Below are 23,943 nucleotides of genomic sequence, written 5' to 3'. Positions count from 1 at the left end.
GCAGTGAAGTTTGCCGTTTATCCGCTGTTGTTATGCTGCTGGTTATACAGCCTGACGCTACAGGCGTTTCATGCGCAAACCAACAGCGTTGCCGAACCGCAAAGCGCGCGCCAGCAATTACAGCAACTTTACTACCTGGCGACACCATCCACGCTGACGCTAGACGAACTACTGGCCGATCCGGCATACCATCATAGCTTTAGCTTACTAAGCAAACAGCAAAAAGTGCTGTTTCAGGAGCATCAGGCGGTGTGGTTATTCGCCCGTTTGAGCAATACCAGTAACCGCACACTGAAAAGCATCCTGGAGTATGATTTTCCGCTGGCCGATAAAATTGAAATTTATCAGGTAGACCGGCAAAACCAGGATATTCGCCTGCTGAGCCGCAGTGGCAATGCCTACCCCTACAGCGAACGGGCGCTGCCCTATCGCAGTTATGCCGTGCCGTTAAACCTGACACCGGCCAGCGAAACCGACATTTTTATTAAGGTACAGGACGCCGCTGTTGTGCCCTCAGAAGTGCTGCTGTGGCAACACGGGCACTTTATGGCAGCCAAGCAGCAACAGGCGCTGCTCGATGGCGTGTTACAAGGAATTTTAATTGTACTGGCGCTGTATAACCTGATGCTGTTCGCCCGGCAGCAGCAAGTACATTATTTGTATTATTGCGGCTTTTTCGCCAGTTTTGCTCTGGTCGTGGCCATTTTAAATGGTATGGCGTTTGCGCTGCTGTGGCCGGATTACCCAGAGATTAACCAATCTATTTTGTATATCGCCGTTGGCACCAGTTTACTGTGCCTGAACTTATTTATGCGCTTCGGTCTGACAAACCTGACGGGCAGCTGGTGGTACCGCTGCAGCCAGATCAGCAGTTTTAGCGCCTTATTGCTGCTGTTTAGCCCGTTGTTTGCCAGCGGCCAGTTCAGGTTGCAGCTGTTGTTTATTGCCATCAGCTGGGTCCTGGGCAGTAACCTTTTGCTGGCGCTGCGGGTAAGCCTGACGGGCGCCGCCCAGGCGAAAAGCTTTATCTGGGCCTGTGTGCTTACCCTGATAAGCGCGCTGCTACTGACGTTAAACCAGGCCGGTTATCTGCACGGCGGTATCAACTGGGCTTATATTTTATTTTCGCTGGTGCTGTTAAGCCTGGCGTTAACCAGCTTTACGCTGTACAAGTTTCAACCGGTGCTGGACAGCAACCGCCCGACAGCAACGGAGCAGCAGTACAAAGAGATCTTCCATAACGCGGTTGAAGGCATGTTTACCACCACCCTGGATGGCCGCCTGATCAATGCCAACCAGGCGCTGCTGAAAATCTTAGGCTACGCCAGTCTGGAGCAGCTAAAACAGGCTATCGCCGGTACCGGCATGGCCCGCTTTTATGCCGATCCGGCCGAGCGGCAGTATATGCTCAAGCAGCTGGAGCAAGGCAGCAGTAAAAGCTTTGAAATACGGGGCCTGCGCGGCGATAACAGCCCATTCTGGGCCTTAATGTCGGTGCGCCTGGCCGCGTCGGATAACCAAAGGCCGGCTTTTGTACACGGTTCGGTAATTGATATTACCGAACAAAAGCTGGCTCATGAGCAACTGGCCTATCTGGCTAATCATGATGCGTTAACGGCGCTGTATAACCGCTACTATTTTGATAAACAGTTACAAGCCTTGTGCGAGCAAAGCGGTGATGACAAAGGCTGCGTGCTCTATATCGATGTTGACCAGTTTAAGCTGATCAATAATGGTTGCAGCCACAGTGCCGGCGACGCCTTACTAAAACAACTGGCCGAGCTGCTAAAACGTACCGCCCATCACAACGGCCCGCTGGCAAGGCTCGACAGCGACGAGTTTGGCATTCTGCTGGCGGGCAAAAACGCTAATGAGGCGTTTTCGCTGGCCTACCGCCTGCTCGATGCCATGCGCGAGTTCCGCTTTATCTGGCAGGACAGTGTCCATACCATCAGTATTAGCATAGGTATTGCCGAAATCAGCCGTGACGACAGCAGCGCTGATAGCGTACTGAAAAAAGCCGATGCCGCCTGCGCCATAGCCAAAGAAAAAGGCCGTAACCGCATCCAGCTGTTTGATGAACATGATGAAGATACCCAGCGCCACCAGGCTGAACTGCACTGGGTAAGTCAGTTGCGCCAGGCGGTGCAGGACGATAAATTTGTGCTGTTTCAGCAGCCCATTAAAGCACTTAACAGTGGCGATGGCGGTTATTGTTACGAGCTGCTGCTACGCTTGCAGGCAGAGAGCAACCAGCTTATTACGCCGGCCAGTTTTTTAAGCTCTGCCGAGCGCTATGGCCTGATGCCGCAAATAGACCGCTGGGTGATAAAACAGTATTTCCGCTGGCTACAGCAGTATCCACAGCATTTGCAGCAACTGGAATTGTGCAGCATTAACCTGTCTGGCAGTTCGTTACTCGACCCGAGCTTCAAAGACGATGTTCAACAGCTATTTGTGCAGTATCAGGTGCCTTTTACACGCATTTGCTTTGAAATTACCGAAAGTGTCGCCATTGTCAATTTGCAAAACACCCTGGCCTTTATTGAGCACTTCCGCGCCCAGGGCTGCAAAATGGCATTGGACGATTTTGGCAGTGGCTTTTCATCTTATGGTTATCTGAAGCACTTCCCGGCCGACTTTGTCAAAATTGACGGCCACTTTGTGCGTGATTTACTGGACGATCCTTACGACAAGGCCATTGTGAAGTCTATCCACGAGGTGGCACGCGCGATGAATATGCTGACTATTGCTGAGTATGTCGAAACCGTTGAGATTGAACAGGCATTAAAACTGCTTGGTATCGACTATGTACAAGGCTATGCCATCAGCCGGCCGCAACCGCTAAACACTTTACTGGGGTAAAATATATTTAACCGGCCCTATTGCTGAGATCTTAAGCAACTTTGTACAATGCGAGGGCGATATTTCGTCGCTCCTTAACAGGCAACCCTTATTTTTAGTTATTTCGTTCGGAGTCTTTATGCAACGGCTGCGTGAATTATCGCGTCGTGTTGAGGCTGTGTATGGCGAAATAGCGGAAACATTCTCGGCGTATCAGCAACAGCGTGGCCTTGGCTGCCGCTCTGGTTGTGGTGAATGCTGTTTGCAACCGACGATAGAAGCGACGGTGCTGGAGATGTTACCGCTGGCATTACACTTGTTCGATCAAGGTAAAGCAGAACAAACACTGACACAACTCGAAGAGTTAACAGAGCCTGCGGGCTGTTTTTTTTACCAGAAGCTGTCGTTTGACGGCAAACAGGGCCAGTGCAGTGTGTATCAGCAGCGGCCAAGCATTTGCCGTTTATTTGGCGCGGCAGGCTATCGCGACAAACAGGGTAAAACCGCTTTATCGTTGTGCAAGGTGATTAAAGCCGACAAACCGGCCGCTTATCAGGACAGCCTGATTGCGCTGGAATCCGATCCGCCGCCGATGATGCTTAAAGCCAAAGAGCTGGTGAACGAGCTGGATTATGAACTGGGTAAACAGCATTTACCCATTAACGAAGCCTTGCGCCAGGCGCTGGAAAAAGTGCTGTTTAAAGCCTGGTACAGCGGTATGAATGACGATCAGCAAATTGCCTGATGAAACACGCCGGCGTGGCAACGCGCCGGCGTTTTGAGCCCCAGGCTTACCAGCCTTCCAGCACCAGCTTACCGATGGCTTTACCGCTTTCCAGCAGTTGATGCGCCTGACGTAAATTAGCCGCGTTTATCTTACCGGGTGTCTGTTTTAGCGTGGTTTTTACCTGGCCTTGCTGAATTAACCGGCTTAAGTCGGTTAACAGCTGGTGCTGCGCGATCATGTCCGGCGTGGTAAACATGGCGCGGGTAAACATAAATTCCCAATGCAACGAAATACTCTTTTGTTTTAGCGGCATAATGTCGATGCCTCCGGCCGGATCGTCAATCAGCGCCAGTTTGCCCTGTGGCGCTAACAGCTGCACTAATTCGGCATAATGCTGCTCGGTGTGGGTTAAGCTGGCGACATGGCTGACACAGCTGAGATCCAATGCCTTTAACTGGGGTAACAACGGCTGGCTGTGATCCAGCACATAGTGAGCACCCAGCTCACTGACCCACTGTTTGGTTTCTGGCCGCGATGCCGTGCCAATAATGGTGGCAGTGGTTAACTGCCGGGCCAGCTGCACCAGTATTGAACCGACCCCGCCGCCGGCGCCGGTAATCAGCAGTACCGGGTGCGGGTGCTTTAAACTGGCTTGCTGTATTTCCAGCCGGTCGAACAGCAACTCCCAGGCGGTAATAGCCGTTAATGGCAAAGCGGCTGCCTGGGCAAAACTGAGGTTTGCCGGCATCAGCGCGACCAGACGCTCGTCAACCAACTGGGATTCGCTGTTGCTGCCGGGGCGGGTCAACGAGCCGGCATAATACACCTTATCACCCAGTTTAAATAAGCTTACTTCGTCACCCACAGCCACCACTTCGCCGGCCGCATCCCAGCCCAGTACTTTGTATTGGCCGGGCTCGGCGCTCACCCGCTTACGTATTTTCGTGTCTACCGGGTTGACCGACACGGCTGCTACTTTTACCAGAATATCGTGACCAGCTGCTTGCGGCTCTGGCAGCTCTATATCCACTAAGGCGTTTGCATCGGTTGCCGGTAACGATTGCTGATAACCTACTGCTTTCATCTGTGTTCTCCGTTTATTTGCCACTACCTTAGACGCTAAGCCGGTAGCGGTCAATTTTCTTCAGTAAGCCCTGCCGCGACAGCCCCAGCAGCCGTGCTGCCTGGCTCTTATTGCCTTCAGTTTGTGCAAGTGCCTGTTTAATCAAGCGTATTTCAAGCCGTTGTACAGCGTCATCCAGTAATAAGCCATTAGCGGGCAGCGCAGCCGCCGCCGGCTGCTCACTGTCTTGTGGATGCAACAGGCTGATATCAGCCATGCTGATCACGCCATCCTGGGCTACGGCAGCCACGCTTTCCAGGGTATTTTTCAGCTCGCGGATATTACCCGGCCAGTCACGCTGCAAAAACCAGCTCAGCGCTGTGCTGTCCAGTTGCAAGCGCTGGCCCTGCTGTTTGCTGTGCAGCTCGAGAAAATGCTGTAACAACAGCGGAATATCCTGGCGCCGCTCGCTGAGCGCCACCGTCTCCAGCGTAATACCTTTGATGCGGTAGTATAAATCTTCACGGAACTGGCCTTGTTTTACCAGCTGCGGCAAGTTGGCATTGGTAGCCGAAATCAGCCGCACATCAATTCTTTGCTGCTCGCGCCCGCCAACGGCAAAGAAAGTGCCTTCCTGTAACACCCGCAGCAGCTTTACCTGCATCGGCAGTGGCATTTCGCCTATTTCATCCAGAAACAAGGTGCCACCATCGGCCAGCTTTAACAGCCCCGGCCGGTCTTTGTCGGCACCGGTAAAAGCACCTTTGACATAACCAAACAACTCGCTTTCCAGCAGATCGGCCGGGATGGCGCCACAATGCACTGAGATAAACGGCTTGTCTGCCCGGCGGCTAAGCTGATGCAGTGCTTTGGACACCACTTCTTTACCGGTACCGGACGGGCCCGTGACCAATACCCGGACATCGGTCGGTGCAATACGCTGAATTAGCGTACGCATCGCTTCCATCGGCGCTGAAGCGCCAATCAACCGGTTTAAACCATCGAGGCTGGACGCTTTTAACTGTTTAAGCTCAGTGTCCAGTTGATGCTTATTCAGCGCCCGTTTGATCACCACCGCCAGTAAGTCCGGGTCGACCGGTTTGGCAATAAAATCCCAGGCGCCCTGCGCGATGGCATCCAGCGCCAGTTGTCGCTCGGCATGGCCGGTTAAAATAATCACCGGCCGGCTGCTAAAGTCGGCCAGCGCGGCCAGCGTATGCTGGGGGTCAAATTGTGGTGGCAGTGATAAATCCAGCAAAATTAAATCAGCATCAAAGCCGGTTAGCTGTGCCCGGGCAGCCGCTAAATCGGCGGCAGTCTGCACCTGATAGCCACTGTTTTGTAACCAGCTTTGCGCCAACTGGCGAAAGGCCGGTTCATCATCGACCAGTAAAATACGGCCATTAGTCATGTTTGGCTTCCTGTGGTGAGTTAAATTCCAGCTCAAAGCTGACCGGCCAGCCCAGATCAGTGCGGTGTTTTACCTCGCCGCCATGCGCCTGCATAATGCGCCGCACTATGGCCAGGCCCAGGCCGCTGCCACCGGCACGTTTACTGACAAAAGGCTGAAACAGGCTGGCCTGCTGCGCAGCGTCAATGGCCGGGCCATTGTTGTGCACATACAGCCACACTTTGTGCTGTTGGCGGCGGCTTTGCAGGCAAATTTCAGCACCGGGCTGATTGCGGCAAAACGCCAGGGCATTATCCAGCAAATTAATCAGCACCTGCTGCAGGCGATAACTGTCGGCATAGACACTGAGATCGTCCGGCAGCTCAACACGGCAGGCCACACCATGCCAGTCTTGCTGGCTTATCACACTGTATACCAGCGCTTTAACCGCAACGTCAGTGCAATGTAGCTGTAACTGTCCGGAGTAACTTAACAGATCGGCAATCAGCCGGTCGGCGCGCTTTAGCTGCTGCTGAATATGGCCCCGCACCTCAGCTGACGTTGAAGCAGATGCCATAGCAATAATATTCAGCGGGTTACGCAGCTCATGCGCCATAGCCGCCGATAACGCCCCGAGCTCGACCAGGTGCTGTTGATCCAGCCGTTTGCGCTCAGCCGTTGCCAGCTGTAATGACTGCTCTAAGCTGTTACAGCTGGCCAGTAGCAACTGGGCAAAAATTTCGCCCTGCAACCGGTAACCGGGCGTGACGTCATCCCAGCCCTGCAGCTCGTAGTGCCAGCCGTTATTATCCCGCTGGCAACAGATATTCAGCGTAGTGCTGCTGCGCCCTGCTAGCGGCAATGTCACTGTCACCTGTTGCCTTAACTGCTCGGACAGCAGCTGGCTGGCCAGGCTGCTAAGTTGCTGCCAGTCAGTACACTGCTGCAGGCGTGAGCGCCACTGCGCCAGCAAGCTTTCACTCAGTGTCAGCCCCGGATAAATTAGCCGGCGCGCCAAGGTAGCCAGCGGCCGGTAGCCTGCCGCCGACAACAGCAATACCAGCGCCGAATATAACCACAACTGACTGGCCGGCACCGCCGCCAAAGCCTGCATCCCCAGTTGCCCCAGCAAGGCACTTAACAGCGCCATCAGCGCCAGCACTAACAGCAACATCGCCAGCCATAGCAGCGCCTTGTTGGCAAAGGCATTAATCGCCAGCACCTGATAGCGCACCACGCCGTAGACTAACAGCAATAAGTAACTGGGCAGCAGCAACATCGGATAGGGGTACCAGCTAAGGCCAAGCGACGGAAACACAAAGCTGGTAGCCAGTAACAAGCCCCAGCCACCGGCCAGAAACATCGCCACGATAGAGCGGCGCTTATTACCGCTGTGCTGACGCCAGCCTTGCCAAAGCACCGCATGCGCGGCGATGCCCAGTACCACCGTATACAGCAGGTTAAACCAGCCAACGCCGGTGAAGACAAAGAAACCGTCAAAGCCAGCGGTTTGCTTAACGGCCCCGCCGGGGGCCAGCCAGCTGACCAGCATCACCAGCAAAGTTAGGCTGTATAACAGCGGCAACAGCCAGCGCGGTTGGTGCCGGGCGGTAAATTGCAGCGCAAAATGCAGAAAAAACATCGGCATTAACGGGTTGGCCAATACCAGTGCCACGCCCAGTTGTGGCAGCTGGTGCAAAATAGCAATGTGGCCGCTACACCATAGCGCCATCATGGCGGCAAAGCCCGCCAACGCTGGCATTGCCGCCTGGCGCTGGCCCTGCAAAAGTAACCAGCCGGCCAGCAATACCGCGCAAGCACTGGTCAGCCACATGCTGATCTCAAAGGCGAAACTGAGCGACACTGTAAACCTCGTTTACAACATGAACGGCTGCAGATCGTAAACCCGGTTTACACACAACGCAAGCTAAATAGAAAAAGCAATATAAATCAAAGGTTAATACTCACCTTATAAAGTGGTAAGTATTTTGCTTTGCTATAGTAGGCGAAGCGCCTGTCAACCGGGGTCATCAGATGAACAGCAGTATTTTAATCAGCGATATATTGAGTTTAACCTTATTAGTTGCCGTCGCGCTGGCGCCTGCTGCCTGGCGTTACCTGCAACAGCGCCGGGGGTAATATGGAACTGGATACCGCGCTACTGTCCCGTTTACAGTTTGCCTTTACGGTCAGTTTTCACATTATCTTTCCGTCGATCACTATTGGCCTGGCCACGCTGATTGCCATTTGGGAAGGGCTATGGCTAAAAACCGCTAACCCGGTGTACCTGCAGCTGGCAAAATTCTGGATTAAGCCCTTTGCCATTACCTTTGGTATGGGCGTGGTGTCGGGCATAGTGTTGTCATACGAATTTGGCACTAATTTTTCGGAGTTTTCCCGCCTTACCGGGGCGGTGCTGGGCCCGCTGATGGCCTACGAAGTGCTGACGGCGTTTTTTCTCGAAGCCGGCTTTTTAGGCATTATGCTGTTTGGCTGGCAACGGGTTGGGCCAAAACTGCACTTCTTCGCTACCCTGGTCGTCGCGATCGGCACCTGGATTTCCGCTTTCTGGATTATCGCGGCTAACTCCTGGATGCACACCCCAGCCGGGCACATCATTGTCGACGGTGTATTTCAGGTAGACAGCTGGTGGCAGGTAATTTTTAACCCTTCGATGCCCTATCGTTTTAGCCATATGTTGCTGGCGGCTTTTATTACCGCCACCTTTGTCGTACTGGCAACCAGCGCCTGGCAGCTTAAACACAGCGAACATAAAGCCATGGCCCGCAAAGGGCTGTCGATGACCTTGTGGCTGGCGTTAATCCTGACCCCCTTACAAGCCTTTGTTGGCGATTTGCACGGGCTGAATGTAAAAGAGCATCAGCCAGTGAAACTGGCCGCGATGGAGGGTATTTGGCCAGAGCGCGAAGCCGCTGCGCCGCTGCTGCTGTTTGCTATACCTTACCAGCAAGCCGAGCAAAACCGGTTTGAAATTGGCATTCCCAAGCTGGCCAGCCTGATCTTAACCCACGACGCCAATGGTGAGCTGATGGGCCTTAAAGCCGTGCCCGCAGAAGATCGCCCTAACGTGGCAGTGGTGTTCTACTCGTTTCGGATTATGGTGGGTATTGGCCTTATGATGATCCTGGTTGCCGTAGTGGGCACGTATTTGCGCTGGCGCGGCCGGCTGTATCAAAGCAATGGGTTTTTGACAGCCTGCAGTTATCTGGCACCCAGCGGCATTATTGCGGTACTGGCCGGCTGGTATGTGGTAGAAGTAGGCCGCCAGCCCTGGCTGGTACAGGGGCTGGTACGCACTATTGATGTAGTCTCGCCACTGCCGGCCGAGCGGGTGCTGTTCTCCCTGACACTGTTTGTGCTGGCTTACAGCGTGCTGTTTGGCGTTTACCTGTACTTTATGCGCAAGCTTATCCGCAAAGGGCCACCGTCTATCGGCCAGCTGCAGCAACAATTAATTGGCGTTAAGGCGTCCGGTTATGCGGTGGCACTGGCCAAACAGCTTAAACCCACACAGGAGCAACACTGATGGAACTGCAATTGAGCCTACCGCTGTTTTATTTTCTGCTGCTGGGGTTTGCCATCTTAATGTATGTATTGCTCGATGGCTTTGACCTGGGGATTGGCATTTTGTACCCCTGGTTTAACAGCGATGCCGAACACGACCACTTAATGCGCTCTATCTCGCATGTGTGGGATGGTAACGAAACCTGGCTGGTATTTGGCGGCGTGATATTATTCGGCGCCTTCCCGCTGGCCTATGCCAGTTTGGCGTCGCTGCTGTATCTGCCCATTATGCTGATGCTCATCGGGCTGATTTTCCGCGGCGTTGCCTTTGAGTACCGCTTTAAATCACTGCGCTCAAAAATCTGGTGGAACCGCGCCTTTGCCATGGGCTCCAGCGTTGCGGCATTTTGTCAGGGCCTGATGCTGGGCGCCGTGGTGCAAGGCATCGAATATAGCAGCCAGAGTTTAGCCGGCCTGCCCTGGCTTAGCCCCTTTAGTGTGTTTACCGGCCTGGCGGTGATGGCCGGTTATGCCTTGCTGGGCTGTACTTACCTGACGATGAAAAGCCGGGGCGATATTCAGCAAAAGGCGGCGCGCTATGGCCAGCGTTTGCTGCTGTTTGTCATGCTGGCGATGCTGCTGGTAAGCCTGTGGACCTTATTCACTCAGCCGGCGGTGCGTGGCCGCTGGTTTGGTGGCTGGCATAGCCTGCTGTTAATGTTGCTCCCCTTATTGGCGGTGCTGGCCGCACGGTTATTGTTTCGTGACCTCGGCCGGGTGCAGCGGCAGTTTGCGGCGACAGCCAACATTAATCCGCGCCATGAAAGCCGGCCATTCTGGTTGGCCGCAGCGCTGTTTTTACTGGCCTTTGCCGGTTTGGTGGTGGGCTTATTCCCTTATTTACTGCCGCCCCAACTCAGTTTTGGCCAGGCTGCAGCACCAGACAGCAGCCTGCGGTTTATGTTGCCGGGTATTGTGATCTTTTTACCGCTGATCCTGGCCTATACGCTGTGGGGCTACCATATCTTTCGCGGTAAGGTAGAAGACTTTGAGGAGGGCTACTAATGGCAGACACGTCCACCAGGTTACCGCGCCTGGCCTGGTTTGCGCTGTATTATCTGGCCGGCATTGGCCTGCTTAGCCTGCTGGCCTGGCTGCTAAAACAGCTATTACAGTATTTATAAGCCGGCTGGGCGATAGAAACCGGCGGTTGGTCGCAATGGCCGGTTATTTTTTCTGCCAAAGCTTGCGAAATGCATTTAACCGGCTCAGTATTACAGCGTGTGATGTCGCTACCACTGCATAGGTAGCAACGAGGGTGTATGCGCTGGCTAAGTAGTTTTGCCTTACTGCTGTTTTTAAATCTGTGGTGCACGCCACAGGCTTTTGCTGTGCACGACAGCCGCCTATCGCCATTAGCCGACACCCAGTTTTATGCCGTTACCCCCGTCAGTTACTGTCATCAGTTCAATATTGAAACCGAGAACAGTGACGAGCCGCAAGATAGCCTGAAACGCAGCGCCACGCCATTTGTGCCAGCCCTGGCTGCTATGGTGGTGGCTCCTGAAACACGTAACACGGCGGCATCACCCTATAGCCACATTCAGCCACGCGCACCACCTGCTATCGCTTAACCTGTTTATCTACTTACAGCACCGCTGTTTCGTTTATTAATATTAAGCCGGTATGGCCTCTGCGTACCGGTGGTTAAGGATTAGCATATGAAAACATTAGCATTGTATACCGTTGAAGCCATTGATCATTTAGTTCAACCAGCCGACTTTGACGGCACCCGGTTAACCTCACCGGCACTGCAGGTGGTTACCGACTTTCAGCACACCGAACCTAATACCATCAGCGCCGGCAGCAAGGCCAGTGCCGCACTGCAGATGATGCAACAAGAGCACAGCCGGCTGAAACTGGTGGTAGACCATCAAGGTGAACTGGTGGGGCTGCTGGCGATAGAGCAACTGTCTGAGCAGGCCTTAATGCGCCAGGTCGCCTTTGGCAGCCCGCGCAATGATATAACAGTTGCCGATGTGATGCGGCCACGCGAACGCATTAAAGCCCTGGCTTACCAGCAACTTAAGCACTGCACCATTGCCGACGTGGTTAACACCCTGCAATCCAGCGGTGAGCAACATTGTGTGGTTATCGACCGCGATAACCACCAGATCCGCGGCGTCATCAGCGCACAGGACATTGCCCGCCGGTTAAAACTGCCACTGCAGATTAGCCAGGCTCCGACCTTTTTACATATCTTCGACAGCATCAGCGCTTAAGCGCATTGCGGTGGTATAACGCTCCAATCCGGCAGTTTGCCGCTGCCGGGTTTGAGCCTTAGCACCGTTCAGGGTAGTTTAGCCATATCACCTACCCTGAACTGAGGTCTTTATGTTGTTTTTTCGTCATACCGCACTGGCCGCGGCCCTGCTCCTGGGCGTGGCCGGCGCGCCCCTGTTTGCCAGTGAACGTGCAGCCAGTCAAGCCGCTGCCAGTGAGCCCGCTGCCAGCCGCTACTTTGAAGCTGAAGATATTTTTGCGCTGGAATATGCCAGCGATGTACAAATTTCACCCGATGGCAGCAAAATTGTTTATGTGCGTGCCAGCAACGACATTATGACTGACAGTACCCGCCAAAGCCTGTGGCTGCTGGATGTGAAAAGCGGCCAGCAAAGCCCGCTGTTTGCCGATCAGTTTAACTACAGCTCGCCGCGCTGGTCACCCGATGGCCGCCAGTTGACGTTTATCAGTGACAGCAGTGGCTCGCGGCAAATTCACCTGCACTGGTTGGCACAAAACCGCAGCGCTAAATTATCTAACTTGCAACACAGCCCGGCCAATCTGGTGTGGTCACCCGACGGCCAACAGCTGGCCTTCACCATGAATATGCCGGCGTCCCCGGCCGAAATGCAGCAAAAAGTGAAACGGGTGAAAAAGCCTGCCGGCGCTAAGTGGTCAGAAAGTGCCACTGTGTACGATCGGGTGCGCTATCAGGCCGATGGCCAGGGCTTTTTAAAACCACAGTTTCGTCAGGTGTTTGTGCTACCGGCCACCGGCGGCAGCGCGCGTCAGTTAACCCAGGGCGATTTTAATTACGGCAGCGATCTCACCTTTACGCCGGATAGCCGTGCGCTGGTGTTTGCCGCCAATTTACACCCGGAGTGGGAATATCAGCCGCGCGATGCCAACCTGTACCAACTGTCATTGCAAAGTGGCGAGCTTACCGAGCTAACCAGCCTGCCGGGCGATGAGTCGGCAGCGGTGTTTTCACCCGATGGCAAACAACTGGCGTTTTTGTGGCAAAGCAATGCGCTGGTGCCTTACAGCAACAGTAAGCTAAAAGTGCTGAACCTGAGTAATAAACAGATCCGCGATGTCGCCGCCGACTTTGATCGCAGTATTGATAACCCCAACTGGTTAAACAATAACAGCCTGGTGGTGCAATTTGATGACCGCGGCCAGCGCAAACTGGCCAGCCTGAGCCTAAACGGCAAGCTCACTGAGCTCACCGCCAGCTTAGGTGGCGTCAGCCAGCCACAACCCTATTTAAGCGGCAGCTACAGTGTGTCAGACAAGGGTGTCATTGCCTACACCCACGGCACCAGCGTGCGCCCCAGTGAGGTCGCTGTGCTGCAAAGCGGTAAAAGCAGGGTGCTGACGGCGCTGAACGAGGATTTACTCGGCCATAAAACCCTGGCGCAGGTGCATGACATTAGGTACAAATCATCCTTTGACGGTGAAGAGATCCAGGGCTGGTACCTGACGCCGCCTGATTTTGACCCGACGAAAAAATACCCACTGCTGCTGGAAATTCATGGCGGCCCGCATTTAGCTTATGGCCCGCACTGGAGCGTCGAAATGCAGCGCTACGCCAAAGAAGGCTATGTGGTGTTTTACAACAACCACCGCGGCAGCTCCTCTTACGGCGAACGCTTTGCCATGCTGCTACACAATAAATACAGCTCTCCGGAAGACTTTGCCGATCATAACAGCGGCGTTGACGCCATGCTAAAGCTGGGCTTTATTGACGAAAATAACCTCTTTATCGGCGGCGGCTCGGCCGGCGGCATCGCCAGTGCTTATGCCATAGGCTTAACCGACCGCTTTAAAGCAGCGGCGGTAGTAAAACCTATTATTAACTGGCTCAGTAAAGTGATGACCGGCGATACCTACACTTACCAGACCTTTCATCAGTTCCCCGGCGTGCCCTGGGAGCATGTCGAGCATTACTGGCAGCGCTCGCCGCTGAGCCTGGTGGCTAATGTCACCACCCCAACCATTTTAATTACCGGTGAGGACGACAGGCGTACGCCCATTTCAGAGTCAGAGCAGTTTTATCAGGCGCTGAAGCTGCGCCGTATCGACACCGCGCTGGTACGAATTCCGAACACACCGCATGGCATATCAAACAAACCCAGCCGCATGATTGAAAAGGTCGAATACATGCTGGCCTGGTTTGAGAAATACCGCACGCCGTCTAACTAGGAGTGAAAAATCTATCCAGCATTGCCAGCGTCTGGCTAATCGTAGCCAGGCGCTGGTCAATACCGGCGCTGGCGGGCCGGATACCAATTTTCGCCCCCAGCACGGCTAAACTTGCCGCATCAGATGCCGCCAGGCACGCATGCATCGCCTGCTCGGTCAACCAACTGCCTGGTTCACCCAGCGGCATTAACGCACTTTGCTGCGGTGGCTGATGGCTGTCACGCCAAGCACCAAATTCAGAGTCCCTATCTGACACGCCAGAGAACATCAGGCCAGCTAACAGCCCGGCGGCTTTTGCCTGCTGTATATGCTCAAGCGCCCCATCAACATGGCGGGTTTCAAAGACCGAGCGGCCCCAGTTAATCACCATGCCAAGCGGCTGCTGTGCCGGCAACTGCCGGTTTAATTCCGTTAATACTTCAAGCTCATCGCTCAGCGCTAAAAAGCCTTTTGATGGTGCATGGCCGGGCACATAGGCATCGCAATGTTCGATCAGAATACGCGCCCCCTGCCAGTCCCACTGCAGCATGGTTTGCAGCGACGTCTTTAGCGCCGCAGCCGACGAGGCGGCGTTATGACGCGCCGGCGCGGTTTGAATTTGAATCGCGCTTACCGCCTTTCGGCCTAAATAGGCATTAAGCTTGCCAATAGCGGCACAGGCTTGCTGCATAAAAGCCAGCGCCACCTGGCGGCCACTTTCATCCAATGCGGCTAAACCAAACTGCTCGTTTTGCGACAGCGCAGTCATAATGCCGGGGATGCAGGTAAACACATAATCCCACTGTGGGTCGATATTGGCTAAAAACCAGTTATCGTCGTGCGGGTGTAAGCGGCCTAAAAACGGATGCTCCAGCCCTTTAAGGTTAGGTAGCGTTTTCAGCGCAGCATAAAATGCAGTTTCAAGCGCCGGCTCCCAGTGACTTTGGTTTGGTGAGGCAGCATAAGCGCCAACAGTGTATTTCATCATGGTTTAAGCAACCTATTGTTATCAGCGCTAATCATCAGGGCTGTTTAGGGTAAACACCAAATGTTTACGCATATCTTTTAACACCACACCCTTTTTTAGCAATAAGCCGCTAAGGCGTTTTTGCCAGGCCAGCAGCTGCGGCTGGGCGTCATCCAGCATAGCTTGCTCCGCAAACTGCAGCCGCACCAGTAACGAGCCGGGAAAGGCTTCATATTCCAGGCTAAACCAGGCCTGCACCACGCCGGGCACATCAGCCAACGCCTGTTGCTCCAGCATCGTTACTGCATCTAACACAGCCGCCTGTTGTTTAAGCTGTACTTTGGAGAGTTTTTTCATGAGTTTGATTATTACGTGGTTTACTTTAATTGCTATAACTTCGCTTTGGTGATGGATTATGCCGCTAATTCTGATTTCGTGCGAATAGCGTTTTCGATATCTTTTAATTACGTTACTCTGTGAAAAAAGCGCTTAACTTTAAAACACCTGCACAACTTGAGTAAATTAACGATGTCCATGCCTATACCCGTGCGTTTATTCCACATCACAGCGATAGATAATTTACCTGCGATATTTCAGCAAGGCGCTTTATTATGCAAACAACAGTCACAGGCAGCGGGTATTAATTATCAGAGTATTGCTCATGCCGGTGCTCAGGGCATCAGGTCTGCCAAAGCGGTGATCGACCCTCCGGGTGGCAGGATCCATGACTATGTTCCTTTTTATTTCGCGCCGCGCTCACCCATGCTAATGGCAATTCATGGCGGCAAGGTAGCCGGCTGCAGCTACAGGCAAGATGATATAGTGCATTTCGAACTGCTGGTTCGTGTTGTAGTGCAGCATACCCAAGACTTTGTGTTTTTTGATCGCAATGCCACTAAGGTATACAGTCAGGCTTACACTGATCCGCATCAACTAAAAGATGTGATTGACTGGCAATTGCTAACCGAACCACCACAACTTGATGGTTTTTGTAAGTATTTTAGTGACAAACCAGAGCCAGCCAAATATACCGACCGGCTGGAGAAACGACAGGCCGAGTTTTTAGTAAAGCATCAAGTACCTTTGGCATGGTTTACCCGTTTAGGTGTTATCAATGACACCAAAGCCGAACAAGTTCGGGCTTTAATAAGCCAATTTGGGTTAAACTTACCGGTAGCGGTAATGCCAGACTGGTACTTTACCGGCCAGTGATATCAGGATGTAACGGAGAACAGCAGTGACCATAGCGTCAAGTACAGGTGATTTACTTAAACAGCAAGATGTTGATGCCATAGTCAACACAGTAAACTGTGTAGGCGTGATGGGCAAAGGCATAGCGCTGCAGTTTAAGAAAAAATGGCCGGCTAATTTCAGAGCCTACGCTACAGCCTGTAAAGCAGGAGAAATCCGTCTTGGTAAAATGTTTATTTTTGATCTGGGTGCTTTAGCCACACCGCGTTATATCATCAATTTTCCCACCAAGGATCATTGGCGCAATACTTCTAACCTGAAAGATATTGCAGCTGGCCTACAAGATTTAGTACAGCAAATCAAAAATTTGGATATTCGCTCTATTGCGATGCCACCGTTAGGTTGTGGTAATGGCGGCCTTAGCTGGAGTGACGTACGCCCGGTTATCGAGCAATATTTCGCGAGTTTACCTGAGGTTACAGTACGCTTATTCGAACCGTCTGACACTGCAGCCACCGCACAATTAGAAGTAAACACCGCGGCCCCCAAAATGACTGCCGGCAGAGCTGCTATTCTGACGTTGTTAGAGTGCTACGAAGCGCTAAGTTATGGCTTGTCCAAACTTGAAGTACAAAAACTCGCGTACTTTCTGCAAGAAGCCGGCGAAGATTTAAAACTCAGCTACCAAAAACATAAATTTGGCCCTTACGCCGACCAATTGCGCCATGTATTGGATCGTATGGACGGCCATTATATTCACGGCGTCGGGGATGGCGTGGTTGAATCCGCTATTACCCCAGATCCGCTTGCGCTAACAGCAGCTAAGGCTTTTCTGGCGCAAGCCAACCCAGAGCTACAAACCAGAGTTGAGCGGGTGGCACAACTGATTGACGGCTTTCAGTCACCGTTTGGCATGGAGCTACTCGCCAGTGTGCACTGGGTAGCGAAACAGGAAGGGGCGGCAGATGCACAGCAAGCACTGCAGAAAATTCAGTCATGGAACCTGCGTAAAAGCCAGCTGATGCAAGCAAATCATGTTGAAGCAGCATGGCAGCAGTTACATCGATTAGAGTGGGTTTGAGCGTTAACCTTTGTTTTGTAAGTTAGATAGTAATTCCGCCATGGCTTTATCTGGCCATTGGTAGTCTGTTAGCCCTTTTATGGTACATGGCCTGTGGCTTAACTCGGCGCTGTAACGGTATGGGTTAATATCTGATACGGCAGTGTTGGTGTAACCAAGGCCGTAATCAATGTCTTGTGAAATTTGGTTCATTGTTCCCTGCACCGAGCGGTTACATTCAGTGTCGAACTGTAACGCTGCCAAATGCTGCGTGGCAGTTTCGACCAGCTCGTGTGGCAAACCGCTTTTAAGCAAGCTGTTTATAAACACATCTTCAAAATGCCATTGTAGCTTGGCGAAGTCTGGCTTGGTTAAACAGGGAATAAACACGGCGTAACGCGTGGCGTCATGCACGGCGATAACACATTGTCTGCGTTGGATCGTGATGAGGTTAGCATGCCAGTTTAACCACTTTGCCTGTAAGCCAATGCTTGTTGGTGCAGGTGCTGTGGTGTTAGCTGGCAGCTTTGTATACAGCTTTTTGGTGCAATGCAAGATCACTCACAACCTCTTTCATATCCCGGCGAAATAGCGAAATTGTACACGTTATCTAACATAGAGCGGATCATTAACCAACGCTGACTCCCTGCTGTGGTAAGTCCACTGGACTCGGTACACTCTCGCCTTATCGAAATCTGTTCGCACAATTCATAATCTGTTTGCTGCAATTAAGTCTTGTCATTCAACAATACTGCCCTGCTACCCAACCACTGGCCCAGGCCCACTGGAAGTTATAGCCGCCGAGCCAACCAGTCACGTCAACTACTTCGCCGATAAAATATAAGCCCGGCTGGTGTTTCGCTTCCATGGTTTTTGACGATAGATAATCGGTATCGACACCGCCGATGGTTACCTCAGCAGTGCGGTAGCCTTCGGTGCCATTCGGTTTAAAAATATAGCTGTGCAACGTAGCAGCAATCTGGCTGATGCTTTTGCTGTGCAGTGCTTTTAATGGTTGATTATGTAACGCGTTAATCTCAATCAGCTTTTCTACCAAACGTTTTGGCAGTAACTTCGCCAATGCGGTTTTAAGCTCCTGATCAGGATGCGCCTGCTGCTGAGTTTGCAGATACTCAGTAATATCTGTTTGCGGCGACATATTCACTGTCACCTCATCACCTGGCTGCCAGTAGCTGGATATTTGCAGTATCGCCGGCCCGCTCAAGCCACGGTGGGTGAACAACATATCTTCCGGGAAAACGGTGCCATTAGCTTCGGCGGTTACCGGCAATGATACACCGCTGATCTCCTCAAACACGGCTTTATCATTTGGTTGCCAGGTTAATGGCACCAGCGCAGCACGCAGCGGCAGCACCTTTAAGCCAAACTGCTCGGCTAACTGAAAACCAAAGGCCGTAGCGCCCAAATTAGGCAAACTTAAGCCGCCACTGGCCACCACTAAACTGTGGCACTGCCGGCTTAGCTCTGGCGTGGTAAGCGTGTACTGGCCATCAGCAAAGCTAACCGCGGTGATGTTTTGCTGCAGCGCAATCTGCACATTAGCGGCCCTGGCCTCGGTCAGCAGCATATCGACAATGTCTTTGGCGCTATCGTCACAAAACAGCTGGCCCAGGGTTTTCTCGTGGTAAGCAATACCGTGCTTTTGCACCAGGGCAATAAAATCCCATTGGGTGTAGCGGCTAAGCGCTGATTTACAAAAGTGCTTGTTTTGCGACAGGAAGTTTTCCGGCCCGGCATACATATTGGTAAAGTTACAGCGGCCACCGCCGGACATTAAGATTTTACGGCCTACCCGCTTGCCGTTATCCAGCACCAGCACCTTGCGGCCGCGCTTACCGGCCTCAATGGCGCACATTAGCCCGGCCGCGCCAGCACCTATTACTATTACATCCCACTGCTGCATTACCTGTCGCCTGCCTGTTGCTGTTAAAGGCGCTATTGTCCTGTAGTGGGCAGGCGCATGCAATGCTGTTGCCGCCTAAGCCTTACCTTGGGAGAAACTTCATATATTTCTTTTTGGAATATCTTATTCTTATTTACAATAAATTACACTTGTTGCCAAATGTAACACATGTCAACCGCCATCAAGGGCAGATGACAATTTGATAAAGCGCCTTTTCTGCAAACAGCCCTTTTTCCGGAACGGCGGTTTACATTAGTTCCTGCTAACGAAAAACGGCATTTTTGCCGCGGGTTTACAAGGTCTGCACAACAGGTTAAAAATCGTGCAGCAGCCATCCAGACAGGCTGTGTACAACAATAAATAATCATAACTCCAGGTAAGTAATCACTATGAAACACTCCTCTTTTCGCTTAACGGCATTGGCGGCGCTATGCCTGCCTGCAGCTGTTTTTACAACCCAGGTAATGGCAAATGACAATGCTGAGCATGCTGACGGCCCGGCAACGCGTTTTATCATTAAATATAAAGAAACTGCTGGTGCGGACATTAGCAGCGCGCTGCCACAAAGCGTAGGCCAACAAATTAAGGCGCAGCGTATGGCAGAAAAAGCCCAGCGTTTTAGCAGCCGTGCCGGTGAGAACATGCGTTTTGTCCGCGGTTTAGGTTTAGACAAGCACGCCGTATTCCGCGCTGAGCGTAAGCTGTCGAAAAAAGAGACCCAGCGCATGCTGGAGCTATTAGCGCAGGATGACGAAGTTGAACGCGTAGAAGAAGACGTGATGCTACGCGCCACCGCCACGCCAAACGACACCCAGTACAGCAGCCAGTGGCATTATTACGAAGCCACCGGCGGTTTACGTGCACCCGCCGCCTGGGATAACGCCACCGGCCAGGGCGTAGTGGTTGCCGTGCTGGATACCGGTTACCGGCCACACGCCGATTTAAATGCCAACATTCTGCCAGGCTATGACATGATCTCTGACAGCTTTGTCGGTAACGATGGTAATGGCCGCGACAGCGATGCCCGTGACCCGGGCGATTGGACCGATGCCGGTGAATGTGGCAACGGTTACCCGCCATCATTCCAGGGCTCCAGCTGGCACGGTACCCATGTAGCAGGCACCATTGCTGCAGTTACCAATAACAATAACGGTGTGGCTGGTGTGGCTTACAACGCCAAAATTGTACCGGTGCGGGTACTGGGTAAATGCGGCGGTTACACCTCTGATATCGCCGACGGCATTATCTGGGCTGCTGGCGGCACGGTATCAGGCGTACCGGCAAATGCTAACCCGGCTGATGTAATTAACATGAGCCTCGGCGGCGGCGGTGCTTGTTCATCTACTACGCAAAATGCCATCAATATTGCCCGCAATAACGGCGCTGTGGTGGTGATTGCTGCCGGTAATGACAATGACAATGCTAATAACTACAACCCAGGTAACTGTGCTGGCGTAGTCAACGTAGCCTCAACTGGCCGTAATGGTGGCCGTGCTTACTATTCAAACTACGGCACTTCAATTGACGTTGCCGCACCAGGCGGTGCGATGAACTCAGCCAATGATCCTAATGGCGTGTTATCGACTTACAACACCGGCACTACTACACCAGGCAGTGACAGCTATGGTTACAGCCAGGGTACGTCGATGGCTGCACCACATGTGGCTGGCGTCGCAGCGCTCATCAAACAGGTGAAACCTTCAGCGACACCCGATGAGATTGAGCAGATCTTAAAATCCACTGCCCGCAGCTTCCCGGCTGCCTGTAGCGGCTGTGGTACCGGTATTGTTGATGCCAATGCCGCTGTACTCAATGCCATGGGTTCAGGCGGTGGCGGCACACCAGGCACCAATGTGCTGGAAAAAGGCGTGACCAAAACCAATCTGTCGGGCAGTACTGGCAGCAACACCTTTTATACTATTACCGTACCAGCCGGCGCCACTAACCTGACCTTTAACATGGCAGGTGGTAGCGGTGATGCTGACATGTATGTGAAATTTGGCAGCGCGCCGACCAGCTCAAGTTACGACTGCCGGCCATACCGTACCGGTAACACTGAAAGCTGCAGCTTTGCCACACCACAGGCCGGTACTTACCATGTCATGTTAAATGCTTACAGTGCCTATTCAGGCATTTCACTGACAGCAGATTACACGGCGCCAACTGGCGGCGGTAGCACCGGCGGTGGCGGCACCCTGACCAACCTGACAGCAACAACCGGCAACTGGCTGCACTACACCCTGACAGTGCCTGCAGGTATGGGCTCACTGAACGTCACCATGTCTGGTGGCACCGGCGATGGCGATTTATATGTACGCCGTGGTGCTCAGCCTACCACCAGCAGCTACGACTGCCGGCCTTACAAAACCGGTAACAATGAAAGTTGCGCCTTCACCAATCCGCAGGCTGCGACTTATCATATCAGTATCCGTGCCTACAGCACCTTTAGTGGTGTAACACTGGTAGCGGAATACAAACCTTAACAGCTTGTACAGAGCAAAAGGCCAGCATTTTGCTGGCCTTTTTTATGCGACATCGGCTTTAGGGGTTTAGTAAGCGGCTAAGCTGTGCCTGTGCTAACGGCTCACTTTGCTCAGCCGCCAGCTGATACAGATCGCGTGCTTTTACCAAATCTTTCGCTACACCGCGGCCATATTCATACATCCAGCCTAAGTTGTACTGCGCATTAGCGTACCCCTGTTCGGCGGCTTGCGCAAACAACTCTACTGCGCGTTTATCGTCGGCTTTTACCAGCCGGCCGTTTTTATAAAACAGCCCCAAAGCCGTTAGTGCACGCGGTACCTTGGCCGGTAATGACTGCTGGTACAGCGCCAGTGCCCGTTTTTCATCCAGGCTAACACCATAGCCTTTCTCGTACATGTAGCCCAAATGCGCTATCGCGCGCAGATGGTTCTGCCCGGCCGCTTTTTGGTACCAGGCAACGGCCTGTTGATCATCCTGGCGCACGCCACGGCCGGTCTCGTAACGTAAACCCAGATTAAACTGTGCATCGGCATCGCCTTGTTCAGCCACCTTGGTGTACCAATACAAGGCTTGTTCATCATCCTGCGCTACGCCGCGGCCAGCACCATACATAAAGCCCAGATTATACTGCGCATACAGCACGCCCTGTTCTGCCGCAGCCCGATACCACTTTACTGCTTCAGCGTCATTTTGCGCGGTACCGGTGCCATTCGCCAAGCGCAGCCCGGTAAGATATTGCGCCTCGGCATGGCCCTGCTCTGCCGCTTTTAATAACCAGCCAAAAGCCGCTGTTTCATCCACGGCCACGCCCTGGCCCTGGCTTAACATTACACCTAAACGAAACTGCGCCTCGCTGTTGCCCTCGTTTGCCGCCCGTTGCAGTAATTGAGCGCCTCTGACCGCATCGGCTTTAATACCGCGCCCTTCCAGTATATGCAGTGCCAGATGATAGCAAGCTGCAAGGTCTTGCTTGTCACAAGCAAGCTGTAAAAACTCGACCGCTTTGCTGTCATTCGCCCGCACACCACGCCCAAGCGAATAACTAATGCCCAGCTCTCGCTGCGCTTCTGTCACGCCTTGTGCCGCGGCGCGGTTATATAAGTCAAAGGCCCGGTTTTCATTTTTACTGACGCCCTGCCCGGTTAAATAAAATTGCGCCAGCTGAAAACCGGCCCGGCTATGGCCTTGCTCCAGCGCCCGCTGATACCAGCCAATGGCTTTGTTAATATCTACCGGCGCACCGCGACCGGTCTGATAACGGCCGGCAACAATATACTGCGCGTCAACATCACCCTGGTTGGCTGCACGCTCATACCAGAGCAGCGCACTGGCCTCATCCTGAGTGACACCGCGGCCATTAGCATACATAAAACCCAGGTTATACTGCGCCAGCACATGTTGCTGCGCAGCCGCTTTTTGATACCAGTACACCGCCAGCGCATCATCCTGTGCCACGCCTTTACCATTAGCATGCGCCAGCGCCAGCTGATACTGCGCCTGCGCCAGCCCCTGCTCGGCCGCGGCATTAAACCAGGCGGTAGCCGCGCTGTCATCCACCGCCACACCATGACCATTGGCATAAAGCGCCGCTAGATTAAATTGCGCATCGACCACACCGGCCTGTGCCAGCGGGTACCAGTGGCTATAAGCATCCACATAATTCTGCCGGCCAAAAGCACGCAAACCGACGTCAAAACTGGCCTCTGCGACCGCCAGCACCGGCAGCTCTGGCGCTTTTATTGCCAAAGCGGCGGCCGGCGCAACAGGGGTAGCAGCTTTAACGGCTGTTGTGGTCGTAATAGCGGCTGCAGTTGTTGCCACTGCTGTGGCAGGCGTATCGACCGGTGCCTGTATCTCGGGTTCGCTGCGCTGTGCGGCTTGCGCTTCACGCAGATCGGCGACACCCTGCACTATATCCTGCCTGGCCCGCGCCGATTCGGCGAAATCCGTGCTGTTCGAAGCGGCCTGCTCCAGCCAGTACGCTGCTTGCAGCGCATCCTGCTCTACCCCGTGCCCCAGTGAATACAATTTAGCCAATTCAAACTGCGCAGTAGTATTGCCGTCCAACGCCAGCGCCTGCCAAAGCTCAGCCGCTTTAGTGTAATCGCCCTGCTGATAAGCCGCCTTGGCTGCGTCGATTTGCTGCTGTGGCTGTGCTGCCAACACAAAGCTGGTTAGCATTAAGCTTGTTATTATTCTATTTAGCCGCATAGATGCCCCTCCGTTAGTTGATGTTATATCAAAGAACGGCGGTGACACCAAGGACGAAAACACGATAAAAGGTGAACAGAGCGTGAATAA

At 53.1% G+C, this 23,943-nt stretch carries 18 protein-coding genes; 10 read left to right on the top strand and 8 right to left on the bottom strand.

Annotation, left to right across the window (positions count from 1 at the left end):
- The first annotated feature begins 3 nt into the window (after positions 1–3).
- Together RNAN_RS03195 and RNAN_RS03190 are read left to right on the top strand one after the other, a co-directional pair.
- Complete coding sequence (locus tag RNAN_RS03195) at positions 4–2,865, top strand: EAL domain-containing protein (protein ID WP_008218691.1); 2,862 nt, start codon at positions 4–6, stop codon at positions 2,863–2,865.
- Positions 2,866–2,983: 118 nt separating this feature from the next.
- The gene (locus RNAN_RS03190) at positions 2,984–3,589 is read left to right on the top strand and encodes a YkgJ family cysteine cluster protein (RefSeq protein WP_008218689.1); all 606 of its coding nucleotides are present in this window, start codon (positions 2,984–2,986) and stop codon (positions 3,587–3,589) included.
- Between the two features lie 46 nt (positions 3,590–3,635).
- Here RNAN_RS03190 and RNAN_RS03185 read toward each other — a convergent pair whose 3' ends face one another.
- From RNAN_RS03185 to RNAN_RS03175, 3 genes are read right to left on the bottom strand one after another with little or no spacing between them, the layout of a single operon-like run.
- Positions 3,636–4,655, bottom strand: a complete 1,020-nt coding sequence (locus RNAN_RS03185; protein WP_008218687.1) for a zinc-binding alcohol dehydrogenase family protein — start codon at positions 4,653–4,655, stop codon at positions 3,636–3,638.
- Between the two features lie 28 nt (positions 4,656–4,683).
- Positions 4,684–6,045, bottom strand: coding sequence for a sigma-54-dependent transcriptional regulator (locus RNAN_RS03180; protein ID WP_008218685.1), 1,362 nt, complete (start codon positions 6,043–6,045; stop codon positions 4,684–4,686).
- Complete coding sequence (locus RNAN_RS03175; RefSeq protein WP_008218682.1) at positions 6,038–7,888, bottom strand: sensor histidine kinase; 1,851 nt, start codon at positions 7,886–7,888, stop codon at positions 6,038–6,040. Before RNAN_RS03175 ends, RNAN_RS03180 begins: the two co-directional genes overlap by 8 nt.
- A gap of 276 nt (positions 7,889–8,164) precedes the next feature.
- On the opposite strand from RNAN_RS03175, the gene RNAN_RS03170 reads away from it, so the two are divergent.
- From RNAN_RS03170 to RNAN_RS03150, 5 genes are all read left to right on the top strand, one after another.
- Positions 8,165–9,571 carry a cytochrome ubiquinol oxidase subunit I gene (locus tag RNAN_RS03170; RefSeq protein ID WP_008218680.1) on the top strand — a complete coding sequence of 469 codons (1,407 nt, stop codon included), beginning with the start codon at positions 8,165–8,167 and terminating at the stop codon, positions 9,569–9,571.
- Entirely contained in the window at positions 9,571–10,614 is a 1,044-nt protein-coding gene (cydB, locus tag RNAN_RS03165) for a cytochrome d ubiquinol oxidase subunit II (protein ID WP_008218679.1), read from the top strand. The genes RNAN_RS03170 and cydB overlap by 1 nt, the downstream gene beginning before the upstream one ends.
- Before the next feature lie 257 nt (positions 10,615–10,871).
- Positions 10,872–11,183, top strand: coding sequence for a hypothetical protein (locus RNAN_RS18600; RefSeq protein ID WP_008218674.1), 312 nt, complete (start codon positions 10,872–10,874; stop codon positions 11,181–11,183).
- A gap of 87 nt (positions 11,184–11,270) precedes the next feature.
- Entirely contained in the window at positions 11,271–11,831 is a 561-nt protein-coding gene (locus tag RNAN_RS03155) for a CBS domain-containing protein (RefSeq protein WP_008218672.1), read from the top strand.
- A gap of 112 nt (positions 11,832–11,943) precedes the next feature.
- Positions 11,944–14,037 (top strand): S9 family peptidase, encoded by a 2,094-nt coding sequence (locus RNAN_RS03150; RefSeq protein WP_008218670.1) that lies wholly within the window; start codon positions 11,944–11,946, stop codon positions 14,035–14,037.
- On the opposite strand, the gene RNAN_RS03145 is transcribed toward RNAN_RS03150, so the two are convergent.
- Both RNAN_RS03145 and RNAN_RS03140 read right to left on the bottom strand, forming a co-directional pair.
- Positions 14,030–15,004: a DUF4862 family protein gene (locus RNAN_RS03145; protein WP_008218668.1), complete on the bottom strand. Its 975-nt coding sequence runs from the start codon at positions 15,002–15,004 to the stop codon at positions 14,030–14,032. The two genes, RNAN_RS03150 and RNAN_RS03145, sit on opposite strands and share 8 nt — an antisense overlap.
- Before the next feature lie 27 nt (positions 15,005–15,031).
- Positions 15,032–15,340 (bottom strand): hypothetical protein, encoded by a 309-nt coding sequence (locus RNAN_RS03140; protein WP_008218667.1) that lies wholly within the window; start codon positions 15,338–15,340, stop codon positions 15,032–15,034.
- A 177-nt stretch (positions 15,341–15,517) separates the two neighbouring features.
- On the opposite strand from RNAN_RS03140, the gene darT reads away from it, so the two are divergent.
- Together darT and darG are read left to right on the top strand one after the other, a co-directional pair.
- Positions 15,518–16,195: a type II toxin-antitoxin system toxin DNA ADP-ribosyl transferase DarT gene (gene darT, locus RNAN_RS03135; RefSeq protein ID WP_237739880.1), complete on the top strand. Its 678-nt coding sequence runs from the start codon at positions 15,518–15,520 to the stop codon at positions 16,193–16,195.
- A gap of 25 nt (positions 16,196–16,220) precedes the next feature.
- Positions 16,221–17,255 (top strand): type II toxin-antitoxin system antitoxin DNA ADP-ribosyl glycohydrolase DarG, encoded by a 1,035-nt coding sequence (gene darG / locus RNAN_RS03130; RefSeq protein ID WP_008218664.1) that lies wholly within the window; start codon positions 16,221–16,223, stop codon positions 17,253–17,255.
- 3 nt (positions 17,256–17,258) lie between these two features.
- Here darG and RNAN_RS03125 read toward each other — a convergent pair whose 3' ends face one another.
- Positions 17,259–17,795: a DUF6933 domain-containing protein gene (locus tag RNAN_RS03125; RefSeq protein ID WP_008218662.1), complete on the bottom strand. Its 537-nt coding sequence runs from the start codon at positions 17,793–17,795 to the stop codon at positions 17,259–17,261.
- 181 nt (positions 17,796–17,976) lie between these two features.
- The gene (locus RNAN_RS03120; protein WP_008218661.1) at positions 17,977–19,158 is read right to left on the bottom strand and encodes a BaiN/RdsA family NAD(P)/FAD-dependent oxidoreductase; all 1,182 of its coding nucleotides are present in this window, start codon (positions 19,156–19,158) and stop codon (positions 17,977–17,979) included.
- A gap of 389 nt (positions 19,159–19,547) precedes the next feature.
- Here RNAN_RS03120 and RNAN_RS03115 point away from each other — a divergent pair, with 389 nt between their 5' ends.
- A complete protein-coding gene (locus RNAN_RS03115; RefSeq protein ID WP_008218659.1) occupies positions 19,548–21,641 on the top strand; it encodes a S8 family peptidase in 2,094 nt (697 codons plus the stop codon).
- Between the two features lie 58 nt (positions 21,642–21,699).
- On the opposite strand, the gene RNAN_RS03110 is transcribed toward RNAN_RS03115, so the two are convergent.
- Entirely contained in the window at positions 21,700–23,823 is a 2,124-nt protein-coding gene (locus tag RNAN_RS03110) for a tetratricopeptide repeat protein (protein WP_237739879.1), read from the bottom strand.
- Between the last annotated feature and the right edge of the window lie 120 nt (positions 23,824–23,943).

It is taken from the genome of Rheinheimera nanhaiensis E407-8 (genome assembly GCF_000296695.1).
Taxonomy (GTDB): domain Bacteria; phylum Pseudomonadota; class Gammaproteobacteria; order Enterobacterales; family Alteromonadaceae; genus Alishewanella; species Alishewanella nanhaiensis.
The sequence above is the reverse complement of the archived record's forward strand: the minus strand, read 5'-3'. Positions and strand labels throughout refer to the sequence as shown.

Coding starts and splice junctions, on each gene's coding strand:
- RNAN_RS03145 (WP_008218668.1), bottom strand. CDS start 15,004: ATGATGAAATACACTGTTGGCGCTTATGCTGCCTCACCAAACCAAAGT.
- RNAN_RS03150 (WP_008218670.1), top strand. CDS start 11,944: ATGTTGTTTTTTCGTCATACCGCACTGGCCGCGGCCCTGCTCCTGGGC.
- RNAN_RS03180 (WP_008218685.1), bottom strand. CDS start 6,045: ATGACTAATGGCCGTATTTTACTGGTCGATGATGAACCGGCCTTTCGC.
- darT (WP_237739880.1), top strand. CDS start 15,518: ATGCCTATACCCGTGCGTTTATTCCACATCACAGCGATAGATAATTTA.
- RNAN_RS18600 (WP_008218674.1), top strand. CDS start 10,872: ATGCGCTGGCTAAGTAGTTTTGCCTTACTGCTGTTTTTAAATCTGTGG.
- RNAN_RS03155 (WP_008218672.1), top strand. CDS start 11,271: ATGAAAACATTAGCATTGTATACCGTTGAAGCCATTGATCATTTAGTT.
- RNAN_RS03190 (WP_008218689.1), top strand. CDS start 2,984: ATGCAACGGCTGCGTGAATTATCGCGTCGTGTTGAGGCTGTGTATGGC.
- cydB (WP_008218679.1), top strand. CDS start 9,571: ATGGAACTGCAATTGAGCCTACCGCTGTTTTATTTTCTGCTGCTGGGG.
- RNAN_RS03120 (WP_008218661.1), bottom strand. CDS start 19,158: ATGCAGCAGTGGGATGTAATAGTAATAGGTGCTGGCGCGGCCGGGCTA.
- RNAN_RS03185 (WP_008218687.1), bottom strand. CDS start 4,655: ATGAAAGCAGTAGGTTATCAGCAATCGTTACCGGCAACCGATGCAAAC.
- RNAN_RS03140 (WP_008218667.1), bottom strand. CDS start 15,340: ATGAAAAAACTCTCCAAAGTACAGCTTAAACAACAGGCGGCTGTGTTA.
- RNAN_RS03110 (WP_237739879.1), bottom strand. CDS start 23,823: ATGCTAACCAGCTTTGTGTTGGCAGCACAGCCACAGCAGCAAATCGAC.
- RNAN_RS03115 (WP_008218659.1), top strand. CDS start 19,548: ATGAAACACTCCTCTTTTCGCTTAACGGCATTGGCGGCGCTATGCCTG.
- RNAN_RS03170 (WP_008218680.1), top strand. CDS start 8,165: ATGGAACTGGATACCGCGCTACTGTCCCGTTTACAGTTTGCCTTTACG.